The following is a 24,001-nucleotide window of genomic DNA, read 5'->3' on the forward strand; positions in this document are numbered from 1 at the left end:
TAATAGTTATAGTGGAGCTTTTGAATTTGACATTTGTTCTGCAGCCTGATGTCAGGCGGTACTCACATGTCAAATTCGCTTCACTAGAGCAAATCCGGCTTAGATGGAATCGTCTTATACCATCCAAGCCGGTGAATTTGCTCGTCAATTTGGAGCGCCGCCAAGTCCGCGACAGACGGACTTGCTCTCGGATCGTGCGGACGTCGCGTGCGTCCATGATGGATGTGCGTCCAGCCGTCGCCTCAACTCCCCGAAGATGCCAGCGGTTCAATGACCCTGACGGCAGATGATACGGCACGCCGGGGCATCGACGGACACAGGATCCGAGCCTGTTCACATATGAGGCGAAAGATGACATCCGCGAATTGATGTGGAGCCAAGTCGGCTGATCGCGTCCGCGACTGTGATCATTTCTCATATTTTTCCGATACTTACTTCGCTCCCGATCTGCGCGCCATCCCTTGCTTCAAGGGCTTGACTTGGCCCGCTATCTGTCGTTTGTTCACATAAGTGCATGAGTTCTAAAATAAGAACTGATTGAGGGGTAAAGCAAAGCCAGATCGTGCCATTGTGTCCAGCAGGCGCTGGGCACGCCGAAAGTCCGACTGAGCACTGATGGCCCCTGGCGTCATGTCATCCACGATCATGTGTTCAAGGCACTTCCAGACACGAAAAAAGTCATCTCATATTGGAGACCTGACGTGACTAGACGAAAGGCACTATTTACTCTGGGTATCGCCGTATTTTTATTTGCGAATACGTATGAAAACGCGGCCTTTGCACAAGACAACTGGCGGATTGCTTCGGCGGCTCCCGCGACCGGCATACTGCGCGAACATCATGAGCGCATAGCCGCTATTATCGGCGCCAAAAGCAATGGCGCGGTGATCTCGACCTTCCAGTATGTCGGCGGCGAGGGAGAGGCCCTTCAACAGATTGCTCGCGGACGGCTCAAAGGGGGAGTGATCTCCATGATCGCGCTGGCGGCGGTCACGCCCGAAGCCGGCGTCTTGCTCACCCCGTATCTCTGGGCATCGGAAGCAGAAGCTGAATGGGTGATCGCCGAAAAGGCCGGTCCGCGCCTGGCCGAATTGCTGGCCGAGAAGGGACTGACCTTGGTCGGTTACGCAGCAGGCGGCTGGACGAATGTGGTCGGCAAAGAGCCCTTCCTCACCCCGGCGAACGTAATCAACCGTAAGATCCGCGCATCCCCGGCACCGGCTTCGCAGTTCTTCTGGTCGGCCGTAGGGGCCAATCCGGTGCAGTTGCCGATAGGTGAAGTGTTCAGTGCTCTGGAACTCGGCGTGGTTGAGGGGGCGGATATGCCCTTCACCTTCTATGTCAGTTCACCGGCGGCGGTGTTGGCCCCGAACTATGTATTGACCCGGCACGCTTACAACTTCAGTGCGGTGGTGGTAAACAGCAAGGCCTGGAACAGTCTGAATACAGCTGCCCAACAGAATATTCGCGATAATCTGCCCACACTGCATCAGCTCAATGAGGAATTCGCCCAAGCCGAAACACCCCTCGCAGAGACCTTCAAGTCCACGGGGGGCAAGATTTGGGACCTCAGCAAGGAGCAGAAGGCGCTGTGGTTTGATGCCGTGAGCGCCGGACAGGCCGCTTTCGTCGCGAAAGCGGGCGAAGCAGCGGTCGCGTACTACAACTTCATCCAGAAGGCGCGTGCGGAATTCGCGGCGCGGTAGTTGGTCTTACGGCGGCAGGGCGGAAGAAACCTATTGCTTCCACCTCAAGTCAGTGGGGGGCCGCATGAACGTGGCACGTCAATATTTGCAAATCCTGTGGGTGCTTGAGAGTCTCATCGCGTCGATTGCTCTGTTCATCATCGCCGGCCTCCTTCTTGCCGATGTCGTCGGTCGTGAGTTTTTCAATCATGGTCTGTTCGGCGCCCTGCGCGGCGCGGTCTATGCCATGGCCATCTCGGGACTCCTGGGCTTCGGTCTTTGTGTCGCCAGCAACAGCCACGTCCGTATCAGCGCTTTGGACGGCATCGTGCCCATCAGCTTGCGACCGATTGTTACGCGGCTCGGCGATATCGCTTCTGCGCTGATCTGTGCGCTGCTGGCCTACTGGGCCATACGGTTCGTCGCCGGCACCATCACGCAGAACGAAATGGCCCTGTCGCTGGGCATGCCGGTCTGGCCGTTCCAGATGGTCCTTCCTTGGATGTTCCTGTCTGCAACGAGCCGCTATGTGGTCTTCGCCATCTGGCCGCAATTGCGCCCTGAAGAACCGGCGGTGGCAGCATGAACGTGTTCGTTCTTGTCGCAATCTTTGTGGCCCTTACCATCCTCAGGGTGAATGTCGCCATAACGCTCGCCCTCGTGGTGGGGCTCATCCACGTCTGGTACGCCGACAGTTCATTCGAATTCCTGCTCCAGGACTTTTGGTTCACCGTGGACCGGGAAGTCCTCCTCAGCCTGCCCATGTTCATCTTCGCCGGCGTGATCATGTCCCGCGGGTCCATCGCCGCAAGGCTCGTGCGCGTGATGAAGGCGATCACCGGTCCCGTCCCGGGCGGGCTGGGCATCGCTGCGGTGCTCACGATGGCCTTGTTCTCGGCCATTTCCGGTGCGTCGGTGGTGACTATGATGGCGGTGGGCACGCTGATGTTCCCGGCGCTCATTTCCGCCGGCTACAGCCGGTCCTATTCTCTGGGGCTGATGTGCTCGGGAGGCACGCTGGGGGTCATCATCCCGCCCTCGATACTGATGGTGCTTTACGGCGTCTCCACCGAAGTCTCGATCACGGATATGTTCAAGGCGGGCTGGGGCCCGGGCCTCACCATGGTGGCGGCTCTTTGCGCCTATACCCTCTTGCTCAACAGCCGGACACCGACGACGCCGTTCAGCGGCAAGGAGCTCCTTCAAGCGCTGCGCGACGGCATCTGGTCGATCATGATGCCCGTCATCCTGCTCGGCGGCATCTATTCGGGCCATTTTACCGTCACCGAGGCCTCCGCAATCTCACTGGGCTATGCGCTTATCATCGAGTTGCTCATTCATCGCGACCTAAAGCCACACTATATCCGTGGCATCGCCACCGAATCCATTTCGCTAATAGGTAGTATTTTACCACTGTTGGCGGTGGCCGGCAGCCTCAATACCATCCTGGACTATCAGGGCGTCCCACAGGCCGTCGTGGCGTGGTCCAGCCAAGCCATCCATTCCCAATGGCAGCTCATGCTGGTGGTCAATTCATTGCTGGTGCTGGCCGGAGCGCTGATGGACGAAGGTTCGGCCATCGTTATTTTTGCTCCCCTGATGGCACCACTGGGCGCGGCCTACGGCTATGACCCGGTGCACTTCGCCATGATCGTCATCGTTAACCTGCAGCTCGGCTACGTCGTCCCCCCGGTCGCAATCAACCTCATCGTCGCGACCGTGGTGTTCAAGGCGTCCTTCGCCGAGGTGTGCAAGTCCGTATTGCCCTTTATCGTCATCATGCTGGTCGTATTGCTGATCACCATCATGGTGCCGCAACTGTCCCTGGTGTTCCTCGGCCGCGGATAACGGGCAGGGCCGATTCCGCAAGGTGCCAAGGCGGCTGCCCGATTGCAGACCGGGCCAGCCTAGAGCAAGTCCGTCTTTTGCGGACTTGCTCCCCTTGAAAATTGACGAGCCAATTAACCGGCTTAGATGGTATCAAACGATTCCATCTAAGCCGGATTTGCTCTTCATTGCACTACCAGTGAACTCCGGTTCACCGGTAATGCTCTCAATCTCTGTTCCCGCACATTGTCTTCACGCGAACCGGTGCCGACTTCGCTTGAAAACGCTCGCAACTTGCCGATGGCTTACGGCGCTTGCACCGGAGCGCCGCCCGCCCTGCGGGGAGGTATCAAAGCAACGCCAATAAAGTGTCAGCAAGCAATTGCGGATTGTCCACCATGACGTCGTGGCCCGCCTCGATCTCCACGAGATTGAAGTCCGGGTCCGCCCTGACGTGATCTAGGGAGGTTGCGAGGACTGCGCCGACCGAGCTTTGCTTGCATAGCACAAAGCTGCGGTTTGCTGGCAATCCCCCGCCGCCATAAGCTGCCGCCTGCGTATAGGTTGCAATGGGATGGGGCGTGAGACGGCTGTCAACCCATGCTGCGTCTTCGCCGACGAGGCCGAAGACGGAGGCCGGAAGCACCGGAATGTTCCAGTCAAGAGTGGCGGCTGCCTTGGCGTTGTAGTCGTTGGCGATCTCTGGCCCAGCATGGAGCAAGATCGTCTCGCCTTCGTGCGGGAAGAAGGCATCCAGCAGCACAAGTTGCGAAACTCTCCCGGGGAGTTGCGTGGCGGCCAGCGTCACCGGGAAGCCACCATAACTGTGGCCGACCAAGACGACGTTCGTCAGTTGCTCATTCTCAATGTGCTGCACGATATCGGCGACATGCGTCTTGAGATTGATTTCACGGCGAATAAGGTGCCGACGTTCGCCAAGGCCGGTCAGGGTGGGTGTCGTCACTCGGGCGCCTGATGCTTCCAGCAACGGCCGCACACGGCTCCAGCACCATCCGCCATGCCAGGCGCCATGGACGAGTACGAAGGTGGCTTCCGGGCTGACCTCCCGTGCCATAGCAACCCCTGATGATGCGGCGGCGATCACACCGACCGCGACAGTCTCGAGAAGCCGTCTTCTATTAATGCCCGCCTCCCGTGCGCAAACGCAAACTAATTCATATATCAGAATAACGCCCCTGCGCAAGTCCTTGGTGGGGCGCCTCAATGCCGATTGACCTCCACGTTCCAACCCCAGCATGGTGACGGAGCCGGCGTATTCGCGCATTCCTGAGGAAGGTCGGCGCGGCGACGCGGCGCCGCATTCATGACCTGCTCCCGCAAATGCGTGCGGAAGGAGACCGGGTATCACAGGTTCCGCGGCGCTGCTGGCGGACAACGGCCGCTCAATGCAATTCGTGCATAAAGACGAATTTGGGCATGCTCCATTGATAGTGCAGCGCAAGTCATCTGTGCGATAGCCCGACCACCATGGCTGCCAGCAAGTGCTGGCCCTGCTTAAGCTGCGTCGACTGGCAGCAAAGGAATATCCGCAGAGAGGATGTCGCGGCGGGTCCCTCGCGAACCTTCAAGACTTCAGGACGAGCCCTGCCGTTGCAAGCCGCACGCTCTGGAGGCCGACGGCCCTTACACTGATCCGCGGGAGCGCTGTCGAAGCGCTCGCTGTCAATGTAGGGCTTCCATCTTCCGGCCGGAGGCTGAGGGTGATGACATTGCCGGCCTGCCGCCAGTCAACCGTCTCCCCGTCGTCAGCATAGATGACGCCTGACGCGGTATCCGCCGAGGTCCCGAAGATCACCGCCGTCGTCTCCGCCCCTTCCGCGACAGGGATGATCGCACCCGCGCGCGCAAAAAGCGGCAGCCGCCCGAGCGGCGCCGGCACCGTCACCACGCGGCCGCCCTCCCAATGCGAATGGTCGTGCCAGTCATACCAGCCGCCGGGATGGGCGGGGAGATAGACGTCGCGTGTCGCCGCGCCCTCCTCCAGCACGGGCGCGACGAGAAGGTCCGACCCAAGCATGAATGCATCCTCAACGAGGCGCGCGGTGTCATCCTCCGGAAAATCCCAGAACAACGGCCGGACCGCCGGCATGTCATCGCGGGACGCGCGCCACATCTGCGTATACATATAGGGAATGAGACTATGGCGCAGCGTGATGGCCGCGCGCACCTGCGGCAAGACTTCGGGATGCATCCACGGTGTGTTGACGGTGCCGTTGTCCTTCCACGAATTCATCACCATACGCGGCCACAGCGCGCAGAATTCGACGAAGCGACAGAAGAGTTCCGGTCCGGGCACAGGCCCATGAAATCCTCCGACATCATGGCCGATGTTGAACAGACCCGACAGGCTCATGGCGAGCCCTTGCGTCAGGTTGAAGCGCAGCGTCTTCCATGCGGTCTCGTTGTCGCCCGTCCAGGTCTGGCCATAGCGGGCAATGCCGGCGCCGCCGGCGCGCGTGATGACATAGGGGCGTTTGCCGGGCGCATGCGCCGCCTGCACCTCATAGGCGAGCTTGTGCATAAGGAGCGCCTGTGCAGGGCGCGCCAGGCTCTGCGCGAAGGGGCGCCCGTCACCGGCGCATTCGGCATCTTCGTCCCAGATCTCGAATTCGTTGTTGTCGCTCCAAATCGAGACGACCCCATAGTCGAGAAGCTGAGTGCGGATCCCGTTCGCCCACCAGTCGCGCCCCCTGGGATTGGTGAAGTCGACGTGAAAGCCGAGCCCGTCCCAGAACTGGGCGACGGCCGGCTCGCCCGAGCTCCCGTCCATGACGAGAATGCCATCACGCTTTGCCGCGGCTATGCGGGGATGGTCGTCGAGGAGGCACGGCTTGATATTCGTCACCGGCTGCATGCCGGCCGCCTTCAACCGGGCCATGGTGGCGGCGGGATCGGGGAACTTGTCGTTGTTCCAGTTGAAGACATAGCGGCGCGGCCCGATTGACGTATAGCCCGAGCCGAAGTGGAAGCTGTCGCAGCGGATGCCATGGGCCTTGCAGTCCGCGACGAAGGCCGAGATACGCGCGTCGGCATCGGGCGCGTCGGCGATGGCCATGCTGGTCATGGCAAAACCGAGCGACCAGCGCGGGGCGAAGGCCTGCCCCCCGGTCAGCCAGGAGAAGCGCCGCGTGACGTCGGGCACGGTCGGGCCGGCGAGGACGTAATAGTCGAGATCGCCGTCGTCGGCCTTGTAGGAGCGGAAGAGGCCATGGTAGTTGTCGATCGTACATCCGAAATCGACCTCACCCACGGCAAGATTATCATAGTATAAGCCGTGCGCGCCTGCCGGCCCATCGACGATGAAGAACGGCAGCATCTTGTAGAGCGGATCTGACAATTCCGCATCGAAGCCGCAGGGGTCGACCGCATCGATGGCAAAACGCCGCCCAGTGCGATCGAGGGGGCCCGCCTTGTCGCCCAATCCGTAGTGGCGCTCATCGGCATGTCGCGCCATGCTATGGGCAAGGGCGCCGGTCTTCCGCGAGAGGAAATAGGCCTGGGTCGGGCGATCTCTCAGGAAAGGCTCGGCCTCGCCCGCGCGCCGCCAGACGATCCCGAAGGGATTGAGCGTCACCGTGGCGGAGAGGCCCGCCGCAGCGACGACGACGGTGCCGTCCCCCTCCCTCACGGTAACGGCGGGATTGGCAAAGCCCGACAGATCATCCCTGGCGCGGCCTGCGAACGGCGGTTCCTGGCCGTTTGGCGCGATGGCCCAGCCGCGATCGAGGCGATAGCCCTCCGTGCGCTTCAATGTCACGCGGCCGATATCGGGTTCGAGGATCGCCACGCGGATCGTCGCGAGCGGCGTGGCGACGGCCCCCACCTCGAATACGGCAGCATTGCCATCCAGGCCGCGATAGCGGCCGTGCGTCAGGGCTTTCATGATCGGTCTCCGGATCGGTCACGGCCGGGCGAGCGTTGCGCCCGCCTCGTCGAAGAAATGAAGATGCGGGGGGTCGAAGCGGATCCCGATCACCTCACCGCGCGCGAGACGCGCCTGGCCGTCCTGGCGCAGGGTGATCTGCGGCAGGCCGGGCGCGGATGCATAGACGAAGGTCTCCCCGCCGAGATGTTCGACGAGATCAACCGTCAGGGTGAGATCCGCATCGGCCTTCGCCATCACGATATGCTCGGGACGGATTCCCAGGGTGACGGGCTTTCCCGGCGCAAGGCCCGCTGCCGGACGCTCAACCGCGATGGCGCGGCCGGCGAGATTGAGGCGCAGCGTCCCGTCATCGCCGGTCACCGTAGCCGGCAAAAGATTCATGCGCGGCGAGCCGATGAAACCCGCCACGAAGGTATTGCAGGGGCTGTTGTAGAGCTCCAACGGGGAGCCCACCTGCTCGATGCGTCCGGCCCGCAGCACGACGATCCGGTCGGCGAGGGTCATCGCCTCGACCTGGTCGTGGGTCACATAGATCATCGTGCCGCCGATCTCGGCATGGAGCGCCGCGAGCTCCTTGCGGGTGGCGACGCGCAGCTCGGCATCGAGGTTCGACAGGGGCTCGTCGAACAGAAAGATCTTGGGATCGCGCACGATGGCGCGGCCGATGGCGACGCGCTGGCGCTGCCCACCCGACAACGCCTTGGGCCGGCGCTCCAGATAGTCCGTGAGGCGCAGCATGGTCGCGGCGCGGGTGACCCGCGCATCGATCTCGGCGGACTTCAAACCCATGTTCTCGAGCGCGAAGGCCATGTTCTTCCGGACGCTCATATGCGGATAGAGCGCGTAGGACTGGAACACCATCGCGAGGTCACGCTCGGATGCAGGGCGATCCGTCACGCGCTGGCCGTCGATATAGACCTCCCCTTCGGTCACGGTCTCCAGGCCGGCGATGACGCGCAGCAGCGTCGACTTGCCGCAACCGGACGGGCCGACGAACACGACGAATTCGCCGTCCTGCACCGCGAGATCGATGCCGTGCAGCACATCCACCGGACCGAAGGACTTGCGCGCGCCGACGAGCCTGAGTTCAGCCATGAAACACGCCCTGGTTCATCACTTCATCCCCGTCGAGCCGATGCCCGTCGTGATGAGGCGCTGGAGGAAGACAAAGACGAGGGTGACGGGAATGAGCGTCACCACGGTCATCGCGAGGAGATAGTGCCACTGGGTCTGCAGCTCGCCCTGGAAAGCGTTGAGGCCGATCTGGAGCGTATAGACCTCCGTCTTGGTCAAGACGGCCAGCGGCCAGAGGAACTCGTTCCAGCGCCACATGACGGAGAAGATCGCGAGCACCGACAAGGCCGGCAGCGTCAATGGCATGACGATACGCCAGTAGATCTGCCATTCGGAGGCCTTGTCCATGCGCCCCGCCTCGATCAGATCCCGCGGCAGGGTCAGCATGTATTGGCGCAGCAGGAAAACGCCGGTTGGCGTGGCCGCGCCCGGGAGGATGACCGCCCAGAGCGAATTGACCAGCCCGAGCTCCGTGACCACGAGATAGACCGGAACGAGGATGATGGTGATCGGGATCATCAGCGTGCCGATCACCGCCAGCATCGCCGCACCCTTGCCCTTGAACTCGTAGATGGCGAGCGCATAGGCGGCCATCGAGTTGATGAGGAGCGTGATGAGCGTCGCCACCACCGTGACGAAGACCGAATTGCCGAGGAAGCGCAGGAAGGCAAATTGCGCGAGCGGCTCGGTATAGTTCTCGACCGCGAAGGCGACCTTGCGCACGGGCTCGCGCTTGTCGATCGGGATGCTGAACTCAAGCGCGGGATCCTTCGGATCCACCATCTGCGCCATGATCCCGATGCGCCGCACCTGCGCGAGCTCCCGCACGGACCCGTCCGGCAAGGTGACGCGGAACAAAGGCAGCGGCTGCGGCTGGCCGGGCACGCTGACCTCCTGCTGCGCGAAGGGCAGGAAGGACGGCGGAAATTCAAGAAGCGCGCTTTGCGTCTTGAAGGACGACAGGACGAGCCACGCCACCGGGCCGAACATCAGGAGGACGCCCAGCGCGAGATAGGCGTAGGCCGCGATATCCGTCCAGTGGAGCGGAGCGCCGCGACCGCCACGGCGCTGGCCCGCGAGCCTGGCGAGGGAGAGCCTTGCGAGGGAGAGCCTGCCGAGAGATAGGGAGGCCATCTCAGCTCTCCTTCCGGCGCGCGAGGGCGAGCTGTGCGAGGGTCAGCAGGAACAGGACGAGCCCGAGCACGACCGAGGCCGCCGCGGCAAGGCCGAAGTTCTGGACCTGGTTGGCGAAGGCCGTCTCATAGATGTATTGCACCACCATCAAGGTTGCCGTGCCCGGCCCGCCGCCGGTGAGGACGAAGACCTCGTCGAAGGTCTGCACGCCCTTGATGAGCGCGAGCACGATCACGACGATCATGTTGGGCCACAGAAGCGGCAGCGTAATGCGGCGGAAGACGCGCCAGCGCGGCGTCGCGTCCATTTCCGCCGCCTCGTAGAGATCCGCCGGGATCGCCTGGAGGCCGGCGAGAAGGATCAGGGTGTAGAAGCCCATATGGGCCCAAACCGAGACGAAGACCGCCCAGAACATCGCCCAGCTCGGGTCGATGAAGAACAGGACCTTCTGGCCGCCCAGCGTCGTGATGGCTGCATTGAGGAGCCCGTCGCGCTGCAGGATCCATTTCCAGATCAGCGCAACGACGACGGGCGACAGCAAGACGGGGAAGAAATACACCGCGCGGAAGAAACCGCGCCCCCTGATCTTCATGTTGAGCACGAGGGCCGTGACCAGGGAGAACAGCACCATCGCCGAGACCTGGAACAGGACGAACTTCGCCGTATTGGCAACACCACGCCAGAAATGGTCCTCGCGGCAGGAATTGGGGTCGAGATAGGAGCCGCAATCGAAGAGATAGGCATATTGCCCGGCCCCGACATAGGGACGCTCGGAGGGAAACAGCGCCGGCCCGCCGGTCACCGAGAAGACGATATTGATGGCGATCGGCAGGAAGACGAACAGGCCGAAGACAACGAAATTCGGGACGAGGAAGACGTAGGGCATACGTCCTGCGCCGATGAGGCGCTGACACGCCTGCATCGGTCCGTCGAGAAGACGCATGGGGAGCGCGGCGAGCGCGCCGGCGACCGCGCCGAGCGCGGCCCCGACCCGGCCGCGCAGACCTATCCTCTCCCCGGAGGGCACTGACGTCTCCACTGCCACGCCGCGTTACTTCTTCGCGCGTTCTGCGATCTGCTGCGCGACATCGGACGTGATGCGCTTGTAGGCTTCGTCGAGCGTCGTCTCCCCGGCGATCGCCTGGCCGAGCCGGCTGATCACCGCATTGAAGATGATGCGGCTATTGGTATAGCCCTGCGTGCGGTAAGCGAGCGGCGAGATCTCGCTGGCACTTGCCGTAAAGGTCTTCAATGCGGCAGCAGCCTGCGGGCTTGCGGAGGGATAGGCGACGCCCTTCTTCGCCAGCCCCAGATGGCCGGGAACGAACAGCGTGCGTGAATAGAACTCGGACAGGACAGGCTCGCTCGCCAGATAGTCCATCAGCCGGGCGACTTCCTTGGGATGCTGCGTCGATTTGAAGGCGACCAGTGCTGCGCCACCCGGCATGCTGCTGCAGCCGCCGGGGCCGCAAGGGTTCGGCACCACGATCCAGTCGAAGGCGTTACCGACCGTCTTGTCGAACTGGCTCGTCTGCCAGGACCCGGACAGGTACAGCACGACCTGGGCGTTCTTGAACTCGTCGTTGGCGCCGCGATAGGCGGTGCCGGAGACCGAGCCCCACAGCTCCTTCGACATCACGCCGGAGGCGTGCCAATCATAGACGAGCTGAGCGGCGCGCTTGAAGCCCTCGTCCACCACCTCGGGCTCGCCGTTTGCGCCGAACACCTTGGTGCCCTGCGACATCGCCAGCGAATAGAAGCGGTGGCCGGAGCGGTCGAGCGCGATGGGGAACGGCACCTGCACCTTGGCGGCCACCTCCTTCGTCGCCTTGGCCCAATCCTCCCAGGTGGCCTTGGCGCCGGGCATGGGCACCTTGGCCTGATCGAACAGGGTCTTGTTGACGAAGGGGCCGGTCACCGTGAGCTGCGTCATGAAGCCGGGTATAGACTGCGTATCGCCGGCAGGACGCATCCACTCCAGGAACGGGCCGAAATTCTGCTCCCAATAGGCTGCATCCTTCAGATGCGGTCGCATGTCGAGATAATAGCGCGACAGACCGCCGATATCGACGACGCGCGCGATATCCGGCCCCTGCCCGGAGGCCACCTGCACGGGCAGATTCTCATTGATCGCCTTGAACGGCACCTGGTCGAGAACGACCTTGACGTCCTTGTTCTGCTCTTCGAAACGCTTGAGCAGATCCGCCATCACCTCGCCTTCGTTGCCATCGGAATACCAGGTCATCCGGATGGTCGCAGTCTCGGCCCGGGCAGGTCCCCAGATCGCAGCGGCGGAGAGCAATGCCAACATGAGGGGTTTGAATAAGCGCATGGTCGTTCGTTCCTCCCTATCGCCCGTTCGGCGGCGAGCCGCTTTGCGAAGCACTCCCGCGCCGGCTGCCGTGGGCAGATCCGGATGTGGAAAACTGCTTCGGGCCATTCCTTGGCCTCTCTTTCTCATTTGGCAAACGTTTGCCAAAGCTGTCAATGGCTCCTTTGCGCACTCGACAAGCGCTGGCGTCGATGAAACAAGAGATTCATAGACATTCGAGCGGGATAATGCCGGAAGACGTTTCACTGACGACGGTCGCAGCCAGAGCCGGCGTGTCGATTTCCACGGTCTCGCGGATCGTCAACGGCGAAACACGACGCGCATCCGCCGCGACGATCGCCCGCGTCCGCGATGCCATCGAGGCCGTCGGCTATCGGCCGAACCCGGTCGGGCGTGCCCTCAGACGGCGCCAGAGCCAGGTCGTCGGCATGTTGGTCGCCAATCTCGATAATCCGGCCATGGCCACCATCGCCTCCTCGACCGAGGCGGCGCTGCGGAGCGCGGGCTATGTCATGATGCTCTGCGATACGCATGACCGCGCCGATCTCCAGGACGATTATCTGAGCGCGTTGCGCGCGCAGCTCGTCCGCGGCTTCGTCATGGTCGCGTCCGTGCCCAGCAAGGGCCTGGCGGACCTCTCGGCAGAGGGGGCGCCCATGGTCTTCGTGACGCGCCGGGCGCCCGCCGGGCGCGGCCCCTTCGTCGGGATCGACGATCGCGCTGCAGGGGCCGCAGTCGCGGACCGCTTCATCGACGAGGGCCGGCGTGCCCCGGCGGTTGCCTTTCCGCAACAGGGCTCATCGGCGACCCGGGACCGCGTCTTAGGCTTCCTTGCGCGGCTGGCCGAACGCGGACGGCCGGCCGCCTCGGTCATCCAGGGCGAGGGATCGGGCCTGTCGCACCTGCAGGTGGGCTACGAAGCGGCGGAAAAGATCTTCTCGGCCGGCGACAAGCCGGACGCGATCCTGTGCGTGAGCGACCAGATCGCTTATGGCGTGCGCCGGCGCGCGCTGGAGCGCGGGCTCGACGTGCCCGGCGACTGCTCGCTCGTCAGCATCGACGGGAGCCCGCTCAACAAATGGGTCGCGCCCTGGCTGGTCTCAGTAGAGATCCCTTATATCGCCTATGGGCAGGAAGTCCTCGCCAGCCTCAATGCCATCTGGACCGGCTCGGCAAGCATGGACCGCCTGCTTCCCTATCGCTTCTGACGGGCCGCCCGCAGCGCCTCACGGAATGGCCGCCAGCGACTCGCTCTCCGTTGACCCGCGGCGCGGCGCGCGAAAATTTCGGGCGCTACTTCCGGTATTGCGCGTCGGTCACATGCTCCATCCAGTCCACAGCCGTGCCGTTGCGCTTTTCCTGGATGGCGATGTGGCTCATGGCCGTCGTCGGCGTGGCGCCGTGCCAGTGCTTTTCGCCCGGCGGAAACCAGACCACATCACCCGGCCGGATCTCCTCGATCGGGCCGCCCTCGCGCTGCGCCCAGCCACAGCCGGACACGACGATCAGCGTCTGTCCGAGCGGATGCGTATGCCAGGCCGTCCGCGCACCAGGCTCGAAGGTGACGAGGGCGCCTGCGACACGCGCCGGCTCCGGCGCGTCGAGAAGGGGATCAATACGAACCGCTCCCGTGAAATATTCCGCCGGCCCCCGTCCCGAGGGTCGCGATCCGTTCCGCGCGATGTCCATGTCACGTCTCCTCGCTGTCCTGCACCATCGAAACTGGCATGACCGCCCGCTCGCAACAGACGGTTTCACATCGTCTCGATGCGCTCCACGGTTTCCAACCCGGCGATAACGCGCTCGAGCGCCCTCGCCTCATCCGACTGCTCGGTCATGACGGGCTGGAGCTGGCCGTTCAGCCCGATCACGCCCCCTCTCCCGCGGCGATGAGCTTGGCGATCAGCTCCGGCTTGCGCGCCTGCGGCACGGGATAGGTGCGGCGGCTCTGCCCAAGGCCGAGGCCGAGGAAGCTCTCCGCCAGCATCACGGCGAGCGAGGCAGGCTCCACCACCGGCACAGGCAGCGCCGCCGCGAGCCGCGCCGCCATGTCCGGGGACACAGGCTCCCCAAGCACGAGCACCTCGGCGCCGTCCTCCTCGATCGCGACTTTGGCGGCGGTCAGGATGGCGCCCTCGGTTGCCGTTTCCGCATAGGCGCGCACGCCGGTGCATTGAGCGGTGAGGCCGTATTCCTGCACGAGCTTCTTGGCGCGGGTATAACCCGCCGGCGGCGCGATGATGCCGAACTGCGCGCCGAGGGTCAGCGCATAGAGCATCGCGCTGCGACCCGCCGCGACCACGGGAATGTCGAGCACGGAACGCAGCGCATTGGCGCCGAAATCGCCAAACTCACCGACGCAGACGGCGCTGAAGCCTTCCGCCTCCGCGTTCTGTCCGGCGGCGAGCACGGCGAGATCGGCGAGGGTCCAGTCATGGGCGCTGATCGGCGCGGCCGGGATGCCCGGCGCGACACGGAGCTCGACCTCGGCCTCGCCGCTGAGGGGAGCGGCGCGATCGGCGGCGACAATCATCAGGATGCGGGACATCGCTCTCTCCTCAGACACGCGCCGCGGCGTCGCCCATGGCGGCGAGGCGCGCGGTCGCGGGCGCGGCCGGCGACGGGAAGGTGACGCGACTGTGGCTGAGCTTCAGCCGGATCGCGGTTTCCGCCAGGCGGTAGGTCAGCGGCCCCGGATTGATAATCGGCACCGGCAGGCGCGCGGCGAGATAGGCATGGGCCTCGTGCATCGTGGTGGAACCGAGGATGATGACATCGGCGCCGTCCTCCTCGATGCAACGCATCGCCGCCTCGTGGAGTGCCGGGAAGAACTCGTCCTCCTTGCCGGCGAGCAGGCTCTGGTTGTTGGGCTGCAGGCCGGCGGAGCGCACCGAGGCGCATTTGGCGCCAAGGCCGAGCTCGGCCAGCGTCTTGGCATAGAGATGGCGCCAGCGGTCCCACATGGCAAGGATAGAGAAGCGGTCGCCCAGCATGAGCGCGGTGAGCATGGCATGGCGGCCCGCCCCGATCACCGGGATGTTGAGCACGGAGCGCAGTGGCGCCATGCCGGAATCGCTGACGGTGTCGATGCAGACCGCATCATAGCCGTCGGCCTCCGCCTGAAGGCCCGCTTCGAGCATGCCGACATCGGCGAGCACGGAATCCTGCTGGCTGACGTAGTTGACGGGCGCGATGCGCACCGGCTTGAAGTCGAATGCGATATCCGGGCCGAGCTTCACGGCGCCGAGCTGCGCCTTGCGCTTCTCGAGATTGTCCGCATCCATCGGAAACGGCACGATCACCAGTACCCTGGCCATGGTGGACTGATCTCCCTGCAATTATGACGAGAGCCGCGCCGCGCCCGCGCCCGCGAAGCGGCCGAGCACGACGGCGGTCAGAAGGCCGTTGCCGCCGAGATAGCCCCAGGACGAGGGGCCCGAGAGGCCACGGGCGGCACCGCCGGCGGCAAAGAGATTGGGCAGGCGCACGCCATCGCGGCCGAGCACGCGCGCCTCCGTGTCGACCGCGAGCCCGCCCTGCGTGTGGAAGAGCGCGCCACGCACTTTCGCCGCGAGATAGGGCGCCTTAAGCGGCGGATTGTCCGTGAAGTCGCGGCCGAAGGGGTCCGATGCCTCACCCGCCGCATAGGAGGAAACCTCCGCGAAACGCGCTTCGAGGGCCGCGCGCGGCACGCCGATGGCGTCGGCCAGTTCACCAACAGTCTCGGCCGTCACGACGGCGTCTTTCTCCAAGACGCGGTGATAGTCCTGGAAGGTGAGCGCCGGCTCCTCGCAGCGCCGGTCGTAGATCGTCCAGGCCGTCCCCTCGGGCTGGGCCAGCACGGCGGAGGCCTGTTCGGAATAGCCGCTCATCTCGTTCGAGAAGCGCTCGCCGTCGCGGTTGACCTGGAAGCCGCCGCGGATCACGAGTGCCCATGTCAGCGGCAGTTTCGGGCCGTTGGCGACGCAGTGGCCCTGATAACTGCCGAGATCGGCCTGCGCGGCGCCCAGGGCATCGCCCCAGTCGAGCGCCTCGCCGCGGCTGCCGTCATGGCCGCAATAGACGGCGTCGGCCATCTCGGGGATGTGCCGGGCGACGACGGCGGGATCGGCGCCGTAGCCGCCCGTCGCCAGAACCAGCGCCCGGCAGCCGATGATGCGCTCTGCGCCGTCGGCGTCCCGGTAGCCGACCGCCGTCACGCGGCGGTCAGCGTCGGCATAGAGCGTCTCGACCGTCGCGGAGGTGATGAGGGTGGCGCCGGCCTTGCGGGCCGCCGCCAGCAACCCCTCCTCCATCTCGGTACCCGTCCGGCTCTTCGGCACGTGGTAGCGATGGCGAGAATGGCCGGGATAGAGGATATCGTCGAGCAGCTCGAAGCCGAGGCCGTGGCTGTCGGCCAGCCATTCCACGGCAGGGCCCGAGGCCGCCGTGACGGCGCGCGCCAGAGCCTCATCAGTCCGGCCCTTGGCCTTCTTCAGGATGTCGGCGAGAAAGAGTTCGGGACTGTCCGCGATGCCCTTCTCGCGCTGGAAACGCGTGCCCGCACCGGGCAGCATGCCGAGCGTCAGCGCAGTGTTGCCGGAGGGCACCGCGTCGCGCTCCAGAACGGTAACCGATGCGCCGGCATCGCGCGCCGCCAGGGCGGCGCACAGCCCGGCCGCGCCGGCCCCGATGATGACGACATCAGCCGTTGTGGACGCCGTGGCCTCGCCGGCGGGGCGAACCTGCGCCATGGCCTTACCAGCTCACCTGTTCGGCGATCACCGGCCCGGCCAGGCGGAAGCGGTCGATGAAGCGCTTGCCGCTGGCGAGCGTCCCATGGCCGAAGACGAGGCTGCCGTCGTCCGTCAGGGCTTCCACGAAGCTCTCATAGCGCTTGCCCGCCTGCTGCGCAGCCGCCAGGGCATCCACAAGGCCCGTGCCACGCCCCTCGCTATCGACGGCGACGAAATCCTCCGTCACCAGCGTCGAAGCCGCGGCGGCATCGCCCTTGGCGAGCGATTCCGCGAGTTGGGCCGCGACCTCGGTGGCCGGCGGCAGCGGCGGACCGGGCACGCGCGAGACGCCGCCGCGGGCATAGGCGCTCGGCGAGACCTCGCGCAGGATGGTGACGACGCCGTCCGGCGGCGCGGCCATCACGGAGCGCACGACGCGCGTCATGCCCTTCAGCAGCCGCGCCTTGGTGGCGGCGTCATAGCCTTCGATGACGGTTGTTTCGACGACGGGCATCCATGGCCTCCCGATTGATCCTGGGGGTGCCGGCCACGGGCGCGGCCGGCGCTGGTATTCACGAAGTAGCCGCGGCGCTCAGGCGGCCGCGATCTCGTCGATCATCTCGGCGATGGTCGCGACGCGGCACACCGGCTTCAAAGCGGCGATCGCCGTCTCGTGGGTTGCCGTGTTGAAGGCCGCCGAGCCATCCGAGAGCACCACCGTCGCGAAGTCGCGCACATGCGAATCGCGCACCGTCGAGGCGACGCCGCCATTGGTGACGATGCCGCCGATGATGAGCTTCTCGATGCCGCATTTGCGCAGCACCCACTCCATCCGGGTCATGTAGAAGGCGGAATAGGCGATCTTCTCGACGGTGAGATCGGCCGGTTGCAGTTCGTCCACGAGGCTGTGGCCCCAGGCGCCGGGCAGGAAATCACCCTTCTTGAGGAAGGGGCGCAGCTCCTTCAGATGCGGCGAGATCAGGGGCTCGCCGCCCTTGGCCGGCACCAGCGTGAACTGCGTGGAGACGAACCACCCGCCCTTCTGGCGCAGGAGGTCGGCCAGCGGCTTGATGCGCGCCGGCAGCGCCGCGATCTCAGGCGCGCCCTGGCCTGCCCGGCCATAGGCCCCATCCGGATGGATGAAGTCGTTCTGCAGGTCGACCGTCAGCAGGGCCGTCTTCGACAGCGGGATCTCCGCGTGACTCATGATGCGCGCTCCACGATGACGTTGCCATAATCGTCGATGCGCGCCGTGAGGTCGGGATCGACCACCGTCGTCGCATCGGGCTGCTCGAGGATGGCGGGGCCGCGCACCACGGTGCCGACCGGCAGGTCGAGGCGGGCGTAGATCGCCGCCTCATGCCAGGCGCCGTCGAACCACACATTGCGGTGGCCGAGATGCGCCTTGTCGAGGCTCGCGTCGCCGCTCGGCCGGAGCGCCGCGAGGTCGAAGCGCGGACGACGGCCGATGGCGGCGGTGCGCAGGTTGACGATGCGCGCCGGCACGCCGTTGAGGAGGCGGCTGAAGGAATTGCGGTAGGCCTCCTCGAAGGCTGTGCGGATGACGGCCTCCGTCACGCCGGTCGTGCCGTTCGCAATGGTCACCGGCAGCGGCACCGAGACGGTGTGCGTCTGGCCGACATAATGCATGTCGAGCTCGAACAGCACGTCGATGCGATCGACCGCAAGGCCCGCCGCCTCGACGACAGCCCGCGCCTCTTCCGCCTCGGCGACCATCCGCTTGTCGAGCGCGGCGGCGTCGATGCCCTCGAGGCTCAGGTTCACGGTCTGCACCTGGTCATGCCGGATATCGGCGATGACGCAGCCGAGCGCCGAGGTCACGCCGGGATAGCGCGGCACGAGCGCGGCCTTGAGGCCGACGTCCTTGATCAGCGCGCCGACATGCAGCGCCCCGCCGCCGCCGAAGGGCACGGCGGCGAACTTGGCCGGATCATGCCCGCGCTCGATGGACACGAGGCGAATGGCGCCGGCCATCTTGGCATCGGCGATACGGACGATCGCCTCGGCCGCCACCATCACATCGAGGCCGAGGGGCTTCGCCACATGCTCATCGATGGCGGCGCGCGCGGCCTCGATGTCGAGGCGCTTCAGCATGCCGCCGATCGGCCGGTCGGAATTGATGCGCCCGAGCACGACATTGGCGTCTGTCAGGGTCGGCCGGGTGTTGCCCTGCCCGTAGCAGACGGGACCCGGCCGCGAGCCGGCGCTTTCCGGGCCGACCTGCAGCATGCCGCCGGCATCGACATGGGCGATGGAGCCGCCGCCGGCGCCGATCGTCGTGATCTCGATCATCGGCGTGCGGATGACGAGGCCGAAATCGATGGTGGTCTGCGCGGCGAGCGCCGTCTTGCCGCCGACCACGAGCGAGACGTCGAAGGACGTGCCGCCGAGATCGCCGGTGATGACATTGGGGAAGCCGGCCGCCTCCGAAATCGCCGCCGCGGCGATGACGCCGGCCGCGGGACCGGAGAGCGCGGTGCGCACCGGCAGGCGGCGCGCCGTCTCGGTGGACATGACGCCGCCGTTCGACTGCACGATATGGAAGCGTCCGCCGAAGCCCTCGGATTGCAGGGCATCGTCGAGCTTGGCGAGATAGCTGCCGACCACCGGCTGCAGATAGGCATTGAGTGCCGTCGTCGAGGTGCGCTCGAACTCGCGGATTTCCGGCAGGATCTGGCTGGAACAGGCGACATTGCCGTTCGGCCAGACTTCGGACGCGATGGCGAGTGCCTTCTGCTCGTTCTCGGGGTTGGCATAGGCGTTGACGAAGACGATGGCGAGCGCCTCGCAGCCCGCGGCGACGAGCTCCAGCGCCGCCTCGCGCACGGCATCCTCGTCGAGCGCCTCGCGGATGGTGCCGTCGGCGAGCGTCCGCTCGTTGACCTCAAGCCGCAGATCACGGTCGATCACGGGCACAAAATCGCCCCACAGGCCCCAGGTATGGCGCCGGTCGCGGCGGCGCATCTCGAGCACGTCGCGGAAACCCTTGGTGGTGATGAGGCCGCAGCGCGCGCCCTTGCGCTCCAGGAGCGCATTGGTGCCGACCGTGGTCCCGTGCACGACCGACGTGAGATCGGCGATCGCGCCGAAGACCTTCAGGCCGTTGAGGAAGCCGACCGCCTCGTCACCCCGGTTGGAGGGCACCTTGGCGGTGCGGAAGGCCTTGGCCGGCTCGTCATAGAAGAACAGATCGGTGAAGGTTCCGCCGACGTCGACGCCGACGATGCGCCCTTCGCGGTTCTTGACTGGCGCGTTCTTGACAGGCGCGTTCATGCCGCGGCTCCCTTGCGGAGGCTGGCCGTCGCCGCCTCGTCGAGTTCTCCGTCGTCGCTCACGGCGACCCCATAATCCCGGCGCGCGCTTTCCGCGCTGATGTAGCCGAGGCGCACGTCCCGCGCGACGAGCGAGGCCGCACGCGCCAGCGGACTGCCCCAGCCGCCGCCGCCCGGCGTCTGCAGCTTCACGGCGCGCCCGGTCGGCACCGGCACGCCGGTGACCTTGGAGACGAGCGGCGGCGAATGTTCGCCGTCCTCAGCCTCCCAGGTGAAGCGGTTGAGCCCGGCCGGCCCACCCCCGCGCACGCCGAAGGGCGCCACCTTGCCGCGCTCGCCAAGCAGGAACACCTCCGCATCAGACAGTGCCTCCACCTCATAGATCGCGCCGAGACCGCCGCGGTGGGTGCCGGGGCCGGCCGAATCCGGCCGAAGCGCCCATTGCCGGAACATCACGGGATAGCTCGCCTCGAGAATTTCGAGCGGCGGGATCGTCGCCGTCGAGATCGGGTTGTTGGCGTGGTTGAGGCCATCCGTTTCCGGGTTGCCGCCCATGCCGCCGCCGAAGAAGGAGAACATCACCCAGCGGTCGCCATTGGCGCGATGGCCGGCGAAGGAGAGCGCGTTGATGGTGCCGAAGGGCGCGGCGGTCGCGCGCTCCGGATCGGCCTTCGCCAGCGCGCCGAGCACAACGCCGATGAGGCGCAGGATGGTCTCGGTGTAGCCGGCCATCGGCTTCGGGGCGGTGGCGCCGAGCAAGGTGGTCGGCGGGATGACGAAATCGATCGGCCTGAGGCAGCCGGCATTGGCCGGCACATCCGTGAAGATGTGCTTCAGCGCCACGTAGCAGGCGGCCGCCGTCGTCGCGTAGGAAATGTTGATCGGCCCCTGCGCCGGCGGCGACGAGCGCGAGAAATCAAGCGTCATCGTCTCGCCGGCGATGGTGAGATCGAGCGCGACGGTCAGCATGTCGTCGGTGATGCCGTCGTTGTCGAGCACGTCCTCGAAGGAATAGCGGCCGTCCGGCAGGGCGCGGATGGCGCTGCGCATCAGGGCTTCGGCGCGATCGGAGAAGGCCTCGAAGGCGGCCGATACGGTCGCCGGGCTGTATTCGTCGAGAAGCGACTCGAAGCGGCGCTGGCCGAGATCGAGCGCGTTGAGCTGGCCGTTGAGATCGCCCCAGTTCGAGGTCGGTACGCGCGAATTCGCGGCGAGCAGATCGACGATATCCTGGTTCAGCTTGCCGGCGGAGAACAGCTTGACCGGCGGGAAGCGCACGCCCTCCTGAAAGCTTTCGGTCGCCTTGGGATTATAGCCGCCCGGCACGTTGCCGCCGATATCGAGCCAATGGCCGGCGGAGGCGAGCCAGCAGAACAGCTCGCCGCTGCGGAAGATCGGCCGCACGAGGCGGAAGTCGTTGAGATGGGTGCCGCCCACATAGGGGTCATTGAACAGGAAGGTGTCGCCCTCCTCAAGGCCGCCCTCGCGCGCCACCTTGTCGATCACCGCCTTGACCGCGAAGGCCATGGCGCCGACGAAGATGGGCAGGCCGTTGGTGCCCTGCACCAGCGTCGCGCCGGTGGTCGCGTGGTAGAGCCCGTGGCAGGCATCGCGCGCCTCGGCGATGATCGGGTTGAACGCCGAGCGATACAGCGTGGCGTCCATCTCGTCGGCGATCTGCTCCAGGCGCCCCTTGAGCACGGCAAGGGTGACAGGATCGATACTGGTCATGCCCCGGGTCCCTTCTTGAAGTCCTCGTAGGTGCGGCCGAGCGCCAGCAGCTCCGGCGTGCCGATCAACGCGTTGAGGGCGTTGAAATCGAACATCCGCTCCTTGAACGGATCGTTCGTGCCATGGGCCTTCAGCGAGCCGTAATAATCCTGCGCGGCGCGGGCGAGCGCGCGCACGATGCCGCCGGGGAAGATCACGATCTTGAAGCCGAGAGCGCCGAGTTCGTCGGCGCTGGCGAGCGGTGTGTCGCCGCCTTCCACCATATTGGCGAGCAGTGGCAGCGTGCCGCCGAGCGCGCCGGTCACGGCCACGAGCTGCTCCTTGGAGCGCGGCGCCTCGACGAAGAGCACGTCAGCGCCGGCCTCGGCATAGAGATGCGCGCGTTCGAGCGCGCTCTCGAGCCCCTCGACCGCCACTGCGTCCGTGCGCGCGACGATCAGCGTGTCTTCACTGTCGCGCGCATCGACGGCGGCCTTGACCTTGCCGGCCATCTCGCCGGCGCTGACCAGGCTCTTGTCCTGCAGATGACCGCAGCGCTTCGGCAGCGTCTGGTCCTCGAGCTGGATGGCCGTGGCGCCGGCCCGCTCGAACAGGCGCACGGTGCGCTGCACATTGAGGGCGTTGCCGTAGCCGTTGTCGGCGTCGACGATCAGCGGGGTCGGCACGCGATCCCGCACGAGGGTGATGACGTCGGCCACCTCATTCATCGAGACGAGCCCGATGTCCGAGCGCCCCAGGCGCGTATAGGCGATCGCCGCGCCGGACAGATAAAGCGCCTCGAAACCGGCCGCCGCGGCGATCGATGCGGTGAGCGCATCATAGATCCCGGGGGCGACCACCGGGCCGCTCTTGGTCAATCGTTGTTTCAGACTCATCTCAATGATCCTCGAGCGCCGGCTCCGCGAGCAGCGCGTCCAAATCCGTCAGGCTGGTCATCTCATCGAGCCCGTCGATCGCCTGCCGGATGCGGTTTGCATGGCTCTCGCCCCAGACCGGCACGGCGAGTTCCATGAATTTCGCGACAACCTCATCCGGCCCATAGGGATCGACCGCGTCACCACGGTTGGTGAAGGTCTCGCCCGCGAGCACACGGCCGTCGGCGAGGCGGATGGTGACGCGCGCCGGGCGCTTGTCCGGCAGCATGGCGCTCATCGCCGGGTCCTCGTCGACCTTCACGCGCTTGGCGAGCGCGACGATGCGGGCGTCGCCCAGGGCCGGCGCGCGGAAGGCCGGCACGGAGGCGCTGCCATGGGCGATCGTGGTCGCGACGGCGAAGGGCAGCGAGAATTTCGCGGCGAGCATGTTGGCGGGCTCCTGCCCGTCGAGTTGCGCCGCCCAGACATAGGTCACCACGTCGATGCCGGTGATCTCGGCCGGATCGATTGGGCCATGCGCGGCGAGCAGCTTCGCCACCACGTCGAGCGCCCCGTGAGTGAAGCGGCAGGCGGCGTGACGCTTGAAATAGTTGCGCTGGATTTCCCAGCGGGCACCGAGCTCCTCCACCATCACGTCGGGGTTGAAGCCCTCCGCGAGGATGCCGCTGTAGACGGTCCGCACGCCGTCGATCTCGCCGGTGAAGCCGCTCGCCACCAGATCCCAGGCGGAAAGGCCGTTGCGGGCGGAGAAGCCGGCGAAGCTGTTGCGCACGGTGGCGCCTTCGAGCATGGCGCGCAGGCTCGCGCCGATGCTGAGCGTCGAGGCGACATTGATGGTCTCGACGAGCGCGTCGGTGTCGGCGCCGTCCAGATAGGCCGTCGCGAAGGCAGCCCCCACGGTGCCCCAGGTGCCATGGGGATGCACGGTCGGGCGCAGGCGCGAGGCCGCGCCGACCCGCGCGCCCACCTCATAGCCGAGAATGAAGGCGAGCAGGAAATCCCGGCCATTGACCTCGGCGAGCGGCCGCGCGGCGAGCGCCGCCGGCAGGACGTGGATGCCGGGATGGCCGCGGGCGAAGGAATTGCCCTCGTCGAGTTCCAGCATGGTGCCGGCCACGCCGTTGGCGAAAGCCGCATCATCGGCGCGCAGGCGGCGCCCGGCGCCGATGGCGGCGACGCCTTCCTGTCCGCCCCGGCGCGCAAGACGCGCCACCAGCGCATGTGTTTCGGGCTCCTGCATGCCCGCCGCGACCGCGCCGATGCAATCGAGCAGCACCAGTTTGGCCTGGGCGACGAGCGCCGCGTCGAGATCGTCGAAATCAAGCGCCCTAGCGAATTCCGCGAAACAGATGAGCCAGGCCGGTTGCGGCTCGGCCAGCAGGACCGAGGCCGGCACAACGTTTGGGGTCACGATGCCCATTTGGCTTT

General features: G+C 65.7%; 20 protein-coding genes. 4 read left to right on the top strand and 16 right to left on the bottom strand.

Annotated elements, in window-relative coordinates; genetic code table 11:
• Nucleotides 1-701 precede the first annotated feature (701 nt).
• The 3 genes from C7450_RS02545 (at nucleotide 702) to C7450_RS02555 (ending at nucleotide 3,533) form a co-directional block, all read left to right on the top strand.
• Complete coding sequence (locus C7450_RS02545; protein WP_170147009.1) at nucleotides 702-1,706, top strand: TRAP transporter substrate-binding protein; 1,005 nt, start codon at nucleotides 702-704, stop codon at nucleotides 1,704-1,706.
• Nucleotides 1,707-1,770: 64 nt separating this feature from the next.
• Nucleotides 1,771-2,271 carry a TRAP transporter small permease gene (locus C7450_RS02550; RefSeq protein WP_110372788.1) on the top strand — a complete coding sequence of 167 codons (501 nt, stop codon included), beginning with the start codon at nucleotides 1,771-1,773 and terminating at the stop codon, nucleotides 2,269-2,271.
• The gene (locus C7450_RS02555) at nucleotides 2,268-3,533 is read left to right on the top strand and encodes a TRAP transporter large permease (protein WP_110372789.1); all 1,266 of its coding nucleotides are present in this window, start codon (nucleotides 2,268-2,270) and stop codon (nucleotides 3,531-3,533) included. The genes C7450_RS02550 and C7450_RS02555 overlap by 4 nt, the downstream gene beginning before the upstream one ends.
• 328 nt (nucleotides 3,534-3,861) lie before the next feature.
• Here C7450_RS02555 and C7450_RS02560 read toward each other — a convergent pair whose 3' ends face one another.
• From C7450_RS02560 to C7450_RS02585, 6 genes are all read right to left on the bottom strand, one after another.
• Nucleotides 3,862-4,587 carry an alpha/beta hydrolase gene (locus C7450_RS02560; protein WP_170147010.1) on the bottom strand — a complete coding sequence of 242 codons (726 nt, stop codon included), beginning with the start codon at nucleotides 4,585-4,587 and terminating at the stop codon, nucleotides 3,862-3,864.
• A 510-nt stretch (nucleotides 4,588-5,097) separates the two neighbouring features.
• Entirely contained in the window at nucleotides 5,098-7,416 is a 2,319-nt protein-coding gene (locus C7450_RS02565; protein WP_110372791.1) for a glycoside hydrolase family 31 protein, read from the bottom strand.
• Nucleotides 7,417-7,434: 18 nt separating this feature from the next.
• On the bottom strand, nucleotides 7,435-8,514 hold the full coding sequence (locus tag C7450_RS02570) for an ABC transporter ATP-binding protein (RefSeq protein WP_110372792.1): 1,080 nt from the start codon (nucleotides 8,512-8,514) through the stop codon (nucleotides 7,435-7,437).
• A gap of 18 nt (nucleotides 8,515-8,532) precedes the next feature.
• A complete protein-coding gene (locus tag C7450_RS02575) occupies nucleotides 8,533-9,627 on the bottom strand; it encodes a carbohydrate ABC transporter permease (protein ID WP_110372793.1) in 1,095 nt (364 codons plus the stop codon).
• Nucleotide 9,628: 1 nt separating this feature from the next.
• Nucleotides 9,629-10,570, bottom strand: a complete 942-nt coding sequence (locus C7450_RS02580) for a carbohydrate ABC transporter permease (protein WP_110373227.1) — start codon at nucleotides 10,568-10,570, stop codon at nucleotides 9,629-9,631.
• 108 nt (nucleotides 10,571-10,678) lie between these two features.
• Entirely contained in the window at nucleotides 10,679-11,959 is a 1,281-nt protein-coding gene (locus C7450_RS02585; protein WP_110372794.1) for an ABC transporter substrate-binding protein, read from the bottom strand.
• A 227-nt stretch (nucleotides 11,960-12,186) separates the two neighbouring features.
• On the opposite strand from C7450_RS02585, the gene C7450_RS02590 reads away from it, so the two are divergent.
• The gene (locus C7450_RS02590; protein WP_110372795.1) at nucleotides 12,187-13,167 is read left to right on the top strand and encodes a LacI family DNA-binding transcriptional regulator; all 981 of its coding nucleotides are present in this window, start codon (nucleotides 12,187-12,189) and stop codon (nucleotides 13,165-13,167) included.
• A gap of 85 nt (nucleotides 13,168-13,252) precedes the next feature.
• On the opposite strand, the gene C7450_RS02595 is transcribed toward C7450_RS02590, so the two are convergent.
• The 10 genes from C7450_RS02595 to C7450_RS02640 form a co-directional block, all read right to left on the bottom strand.
• Nucleotides 13,253-13,648: a (R)-mandelonitrile lyase gene (locus tag C7450_RS02595; protein WP_110372796.1), complete on the bottom strand. Its 396-nt coding sequence runs from the start codon at nucleotides 13,646-13,648 to the stop codon at nucleotides 13,253-13,255.
• Between the two features lie 178 nt (nucleotides 13,649-13,826).
• Nucleotides 13,827-14,507, bottom strand: coding sequence for an aspartate/glutamate racemase family protein (locus C7450_RS02600; protein ID WP_110372797.1), 681 nt, complete (start codon nucleotides 14,505-14,507; stop codon nucleotides 13,827-13,829).
• A gap of 10 nt (nucleotides 14,508-14,517) precedes the next feature.
• Entirely contained in the window at nucleotides 14,518-15,276 is a 759-nt protein-coding gene (locus C7450_RS02605; protein ID WP_110372798.1) for an aspartate/glutamate racemase family protein, read from the bottom strand.
• A 21-nt stretch (nucleotides 15,277-15,297) separates the two neighbouring features.
• Complete coding sequence (locus C7450_RS02610; protein WP_110372799.1) at nucleotides 15,298-16,692, bottom strand: FAD-dependent oxidoreductase; 1,395 nt, start codon at nucleotides 16,690-16,692, stop codon at nucleotides 15,298-15,300.
• A 4-nt stretch (nucleotides 16,693-16,696) separates the two neighbouring features.
• Complete coding sequence (locus C7450_RS02615) at nucleotides 16,697-17,188, bottom strand: tautomerase family protein (RefSeq protein WP_110372800.1); 492 nt, start codon at nucleotides 17,186-17,188, stop codon at nucleotides 16,697-16,699.
• A gap of 78 nt (nucleotides 17,189-17,266) precedes the next feature.
• The gene (locus C7450_RS02620; RefSeq protein ID WP_110372801.1) at nucleotides 17,267-17,881 is read right to left on the bottom strand and encodes a cysteine hydrolase family protein; all 615 of its coding nucleotides are present in this window, start codon (nucleotides 17,879-17,881) and stop codon (nucleotides 17,267-17,269) included.
• Nucleotides 17,878-19,968: a hydantoinase/oxoprolinase family protein gene (locus C7450_RS02625; protein ID WP_110372802.1), complete on the bottom strand. Its 2,091-nt coding sequence runs from the start codon at nucleotides 19,966-19,968 to the stop codon at nucleotides 17,878-17,880. Before C7450_RS02625 ends, C7450_RS02620 begins: the two co-directional genes overlap by 4 nt.
• Nucleotides 19,965-21,698: a hydantoinase B/oxoprolinase family protein gene (locus tag C7450_RS02630; protein WP_110372803.1), complete on the bottom strand. Its 1,734-nt coding sequence runs from the start codon at nucleotides 21,696-21,698 to the stop codon at nucleotides 19,965-19,967. The genes C7450_RS02625 and C7450_RS02630 overlap by 4 nt, the downstream gene beginning before the upstream one ends.
• Entirely contained in the window at nucleotides 21,695-22,573 is an 879-nt protein-coding gene (locus tag C7450_RS02635; RefSeq protein WP_110372804.1) for an isocitrate lyase/PEP mutase family protein, read from the bottom strand. Before C7450_RS02635 ends, C7450_RS02630 begins: the two co-directional genes overlap by 4 nt.
• 1 nt (nucleotide 22,574) lies before the next feature.
• A complete protein-coding gene (locus tag C7450_RS02640; protein WP_110372805.1) occupies nucleotides 22,575-23,993 on the bottom strand; it encodes an MmgE/PrpD family protein in 1,419 nt (472 codons plus the stop codon).
• Nucleotides 23,994-24,001: the final 8 nt, after the last annotated feature.

Origin of the sequence: Chelatococcus asaccharovorans, assembly GCF_003201475.1 — a bacterium.
Lineage (GTDB): Bacteria > Pseudomonadota > Alphaproteobacteria > Rhizobiales > Beijerinckiaceae > Chelatococcus > Chelatococcus asaccharovorans.

Coding starts and splice junctions, on each gene's coding strand:
- C7450_RS02550 (WP_110372788.1), top strand. CDS start 1,771: ATGAACGTGGCACGTCAATATTTGCAAATCCTGTGGGTGCTTGAGAGT.
- C7450_RS02555 (WP_110372789.1), top strand. CDS start 2,268: ATGAACGTGTTCGTTCTTGTCGCAATCTTTGTGGCCCTTACCATCCTC.
- C7450_RS02560 (WP_170147010.1), bottom strand. CDS start 4,587: ATGGCACGGGAGGTCAGCCCGGAAGCCACCTTCGTACTCGTCCATGGC.
- C7450_RS02565 (WP_110372791.1), bottom strand. CDS start 7,416: ATGAAAGCCCTGACGCACGGCCGCTATCGCGGCCTGGATGGCAATGCT.
- C7450_RS02570 (WP_110372792.1), bottom strand. CDS start 8,514: ATGGCTGAACTCAGGCTCGTCGGCGCGCGCAAGTCCTTCGGTCCGGTG.
- C7450_RS02575 (WP_110372793.1), bottom strand. CDS start 9,627: ATGGCCTCCCTATCTCTCGGCAGGCTCTCCCTCGCAAGGCTCTCCCTC.
- C7450_RS02580 (WP_110373227.1), bottom strand. CDS start 10,570: ATGCGTCTTCTCGACGGACCGATGCAGGCGTGTCAGCGCCTCATCGGC.
- C7450_RS02585 (WP_110372794.1), bottom strand. CDS start 11,959: ATGCGCTTATTCAAACCCCTCATGTTGGCATTGCTCTCCGCCGCTGCG.
- C7450_RS02590 (WP_110372795.1), top strand. CDS start 12,187: ATGCCGGAAGACGTTTCACTGACGACGGTCGCAGCCAGAGCCGGCGTG.
- C7450_RS02595 (WP_110372796.1), bottom strand. CDS start 13,648: ATGGACATCGCGCGGAACGGATCGCGACCCTCGGGACGGGGGCCGGCG.
- C7450_RS02600 (WP_110372797.1), bottom strand. CDS start 14,507: ATGTCCCGCATCCTGATGATTGTCGCCGCCGATCGCGCCGCTCCCCTC.
- C7450_RS02605 (WP_110372798.1), bottom strand. CDS start 15,276: ATGGCCAGGGTACTGGTGATCGTGCCGTTTCCGATGGATGCGGACAAT.
- C7450_RS02610 (WP_110372799.1), bottom strand. CDS start 16,692: ATGGCGCAGGTTCGCCCCGCCGGCGAGGCCACGGCGTCCACAACGGCT.
- C7450_RS02615 (WP_110372800.1), bottom strand. CDS start 17,188: ATGCCCGTCGTCGAAACAACCGTCATCGAAGGCTATGACGCCGCCACC.
- C7450_RS02620 (WP_110372801.1), bottom strand. CDS start 17,881: ATGAGTCACGCGGAGATCCCGCTGTCGAAGACGGCCCTGCTGACGGTC.
- C7450_RS02625 (WP_110372802.1), bottom strand. CDS start 19,968: ATGAACGCGCCTGTCAAGAACGCGCCAGTCAAGAACCGCGAAGGGCGC.
- C7450_RS02630 (WP_110372803.1), bottom strand. CDS start 21,698: ATGACCAGTATCGATCCTGTCACCCTTGCCGTGCTCAAGGGGCGCCTG.
- C7450_RS02635 (WP_110372804.1), bottom strand. CDS start 22,573: ATGAGTCTGAAACAACGATTGACCAAGAGCGGCCCGGTGGTCGCCCCC.
- C7450_RS02640 (WP_110372805.1), bottom strand. CDS start 23,993: ATGGGCATCGTGACCCCAAACGTTGTGCCGGCCTCGGTCCTGCTGGCC.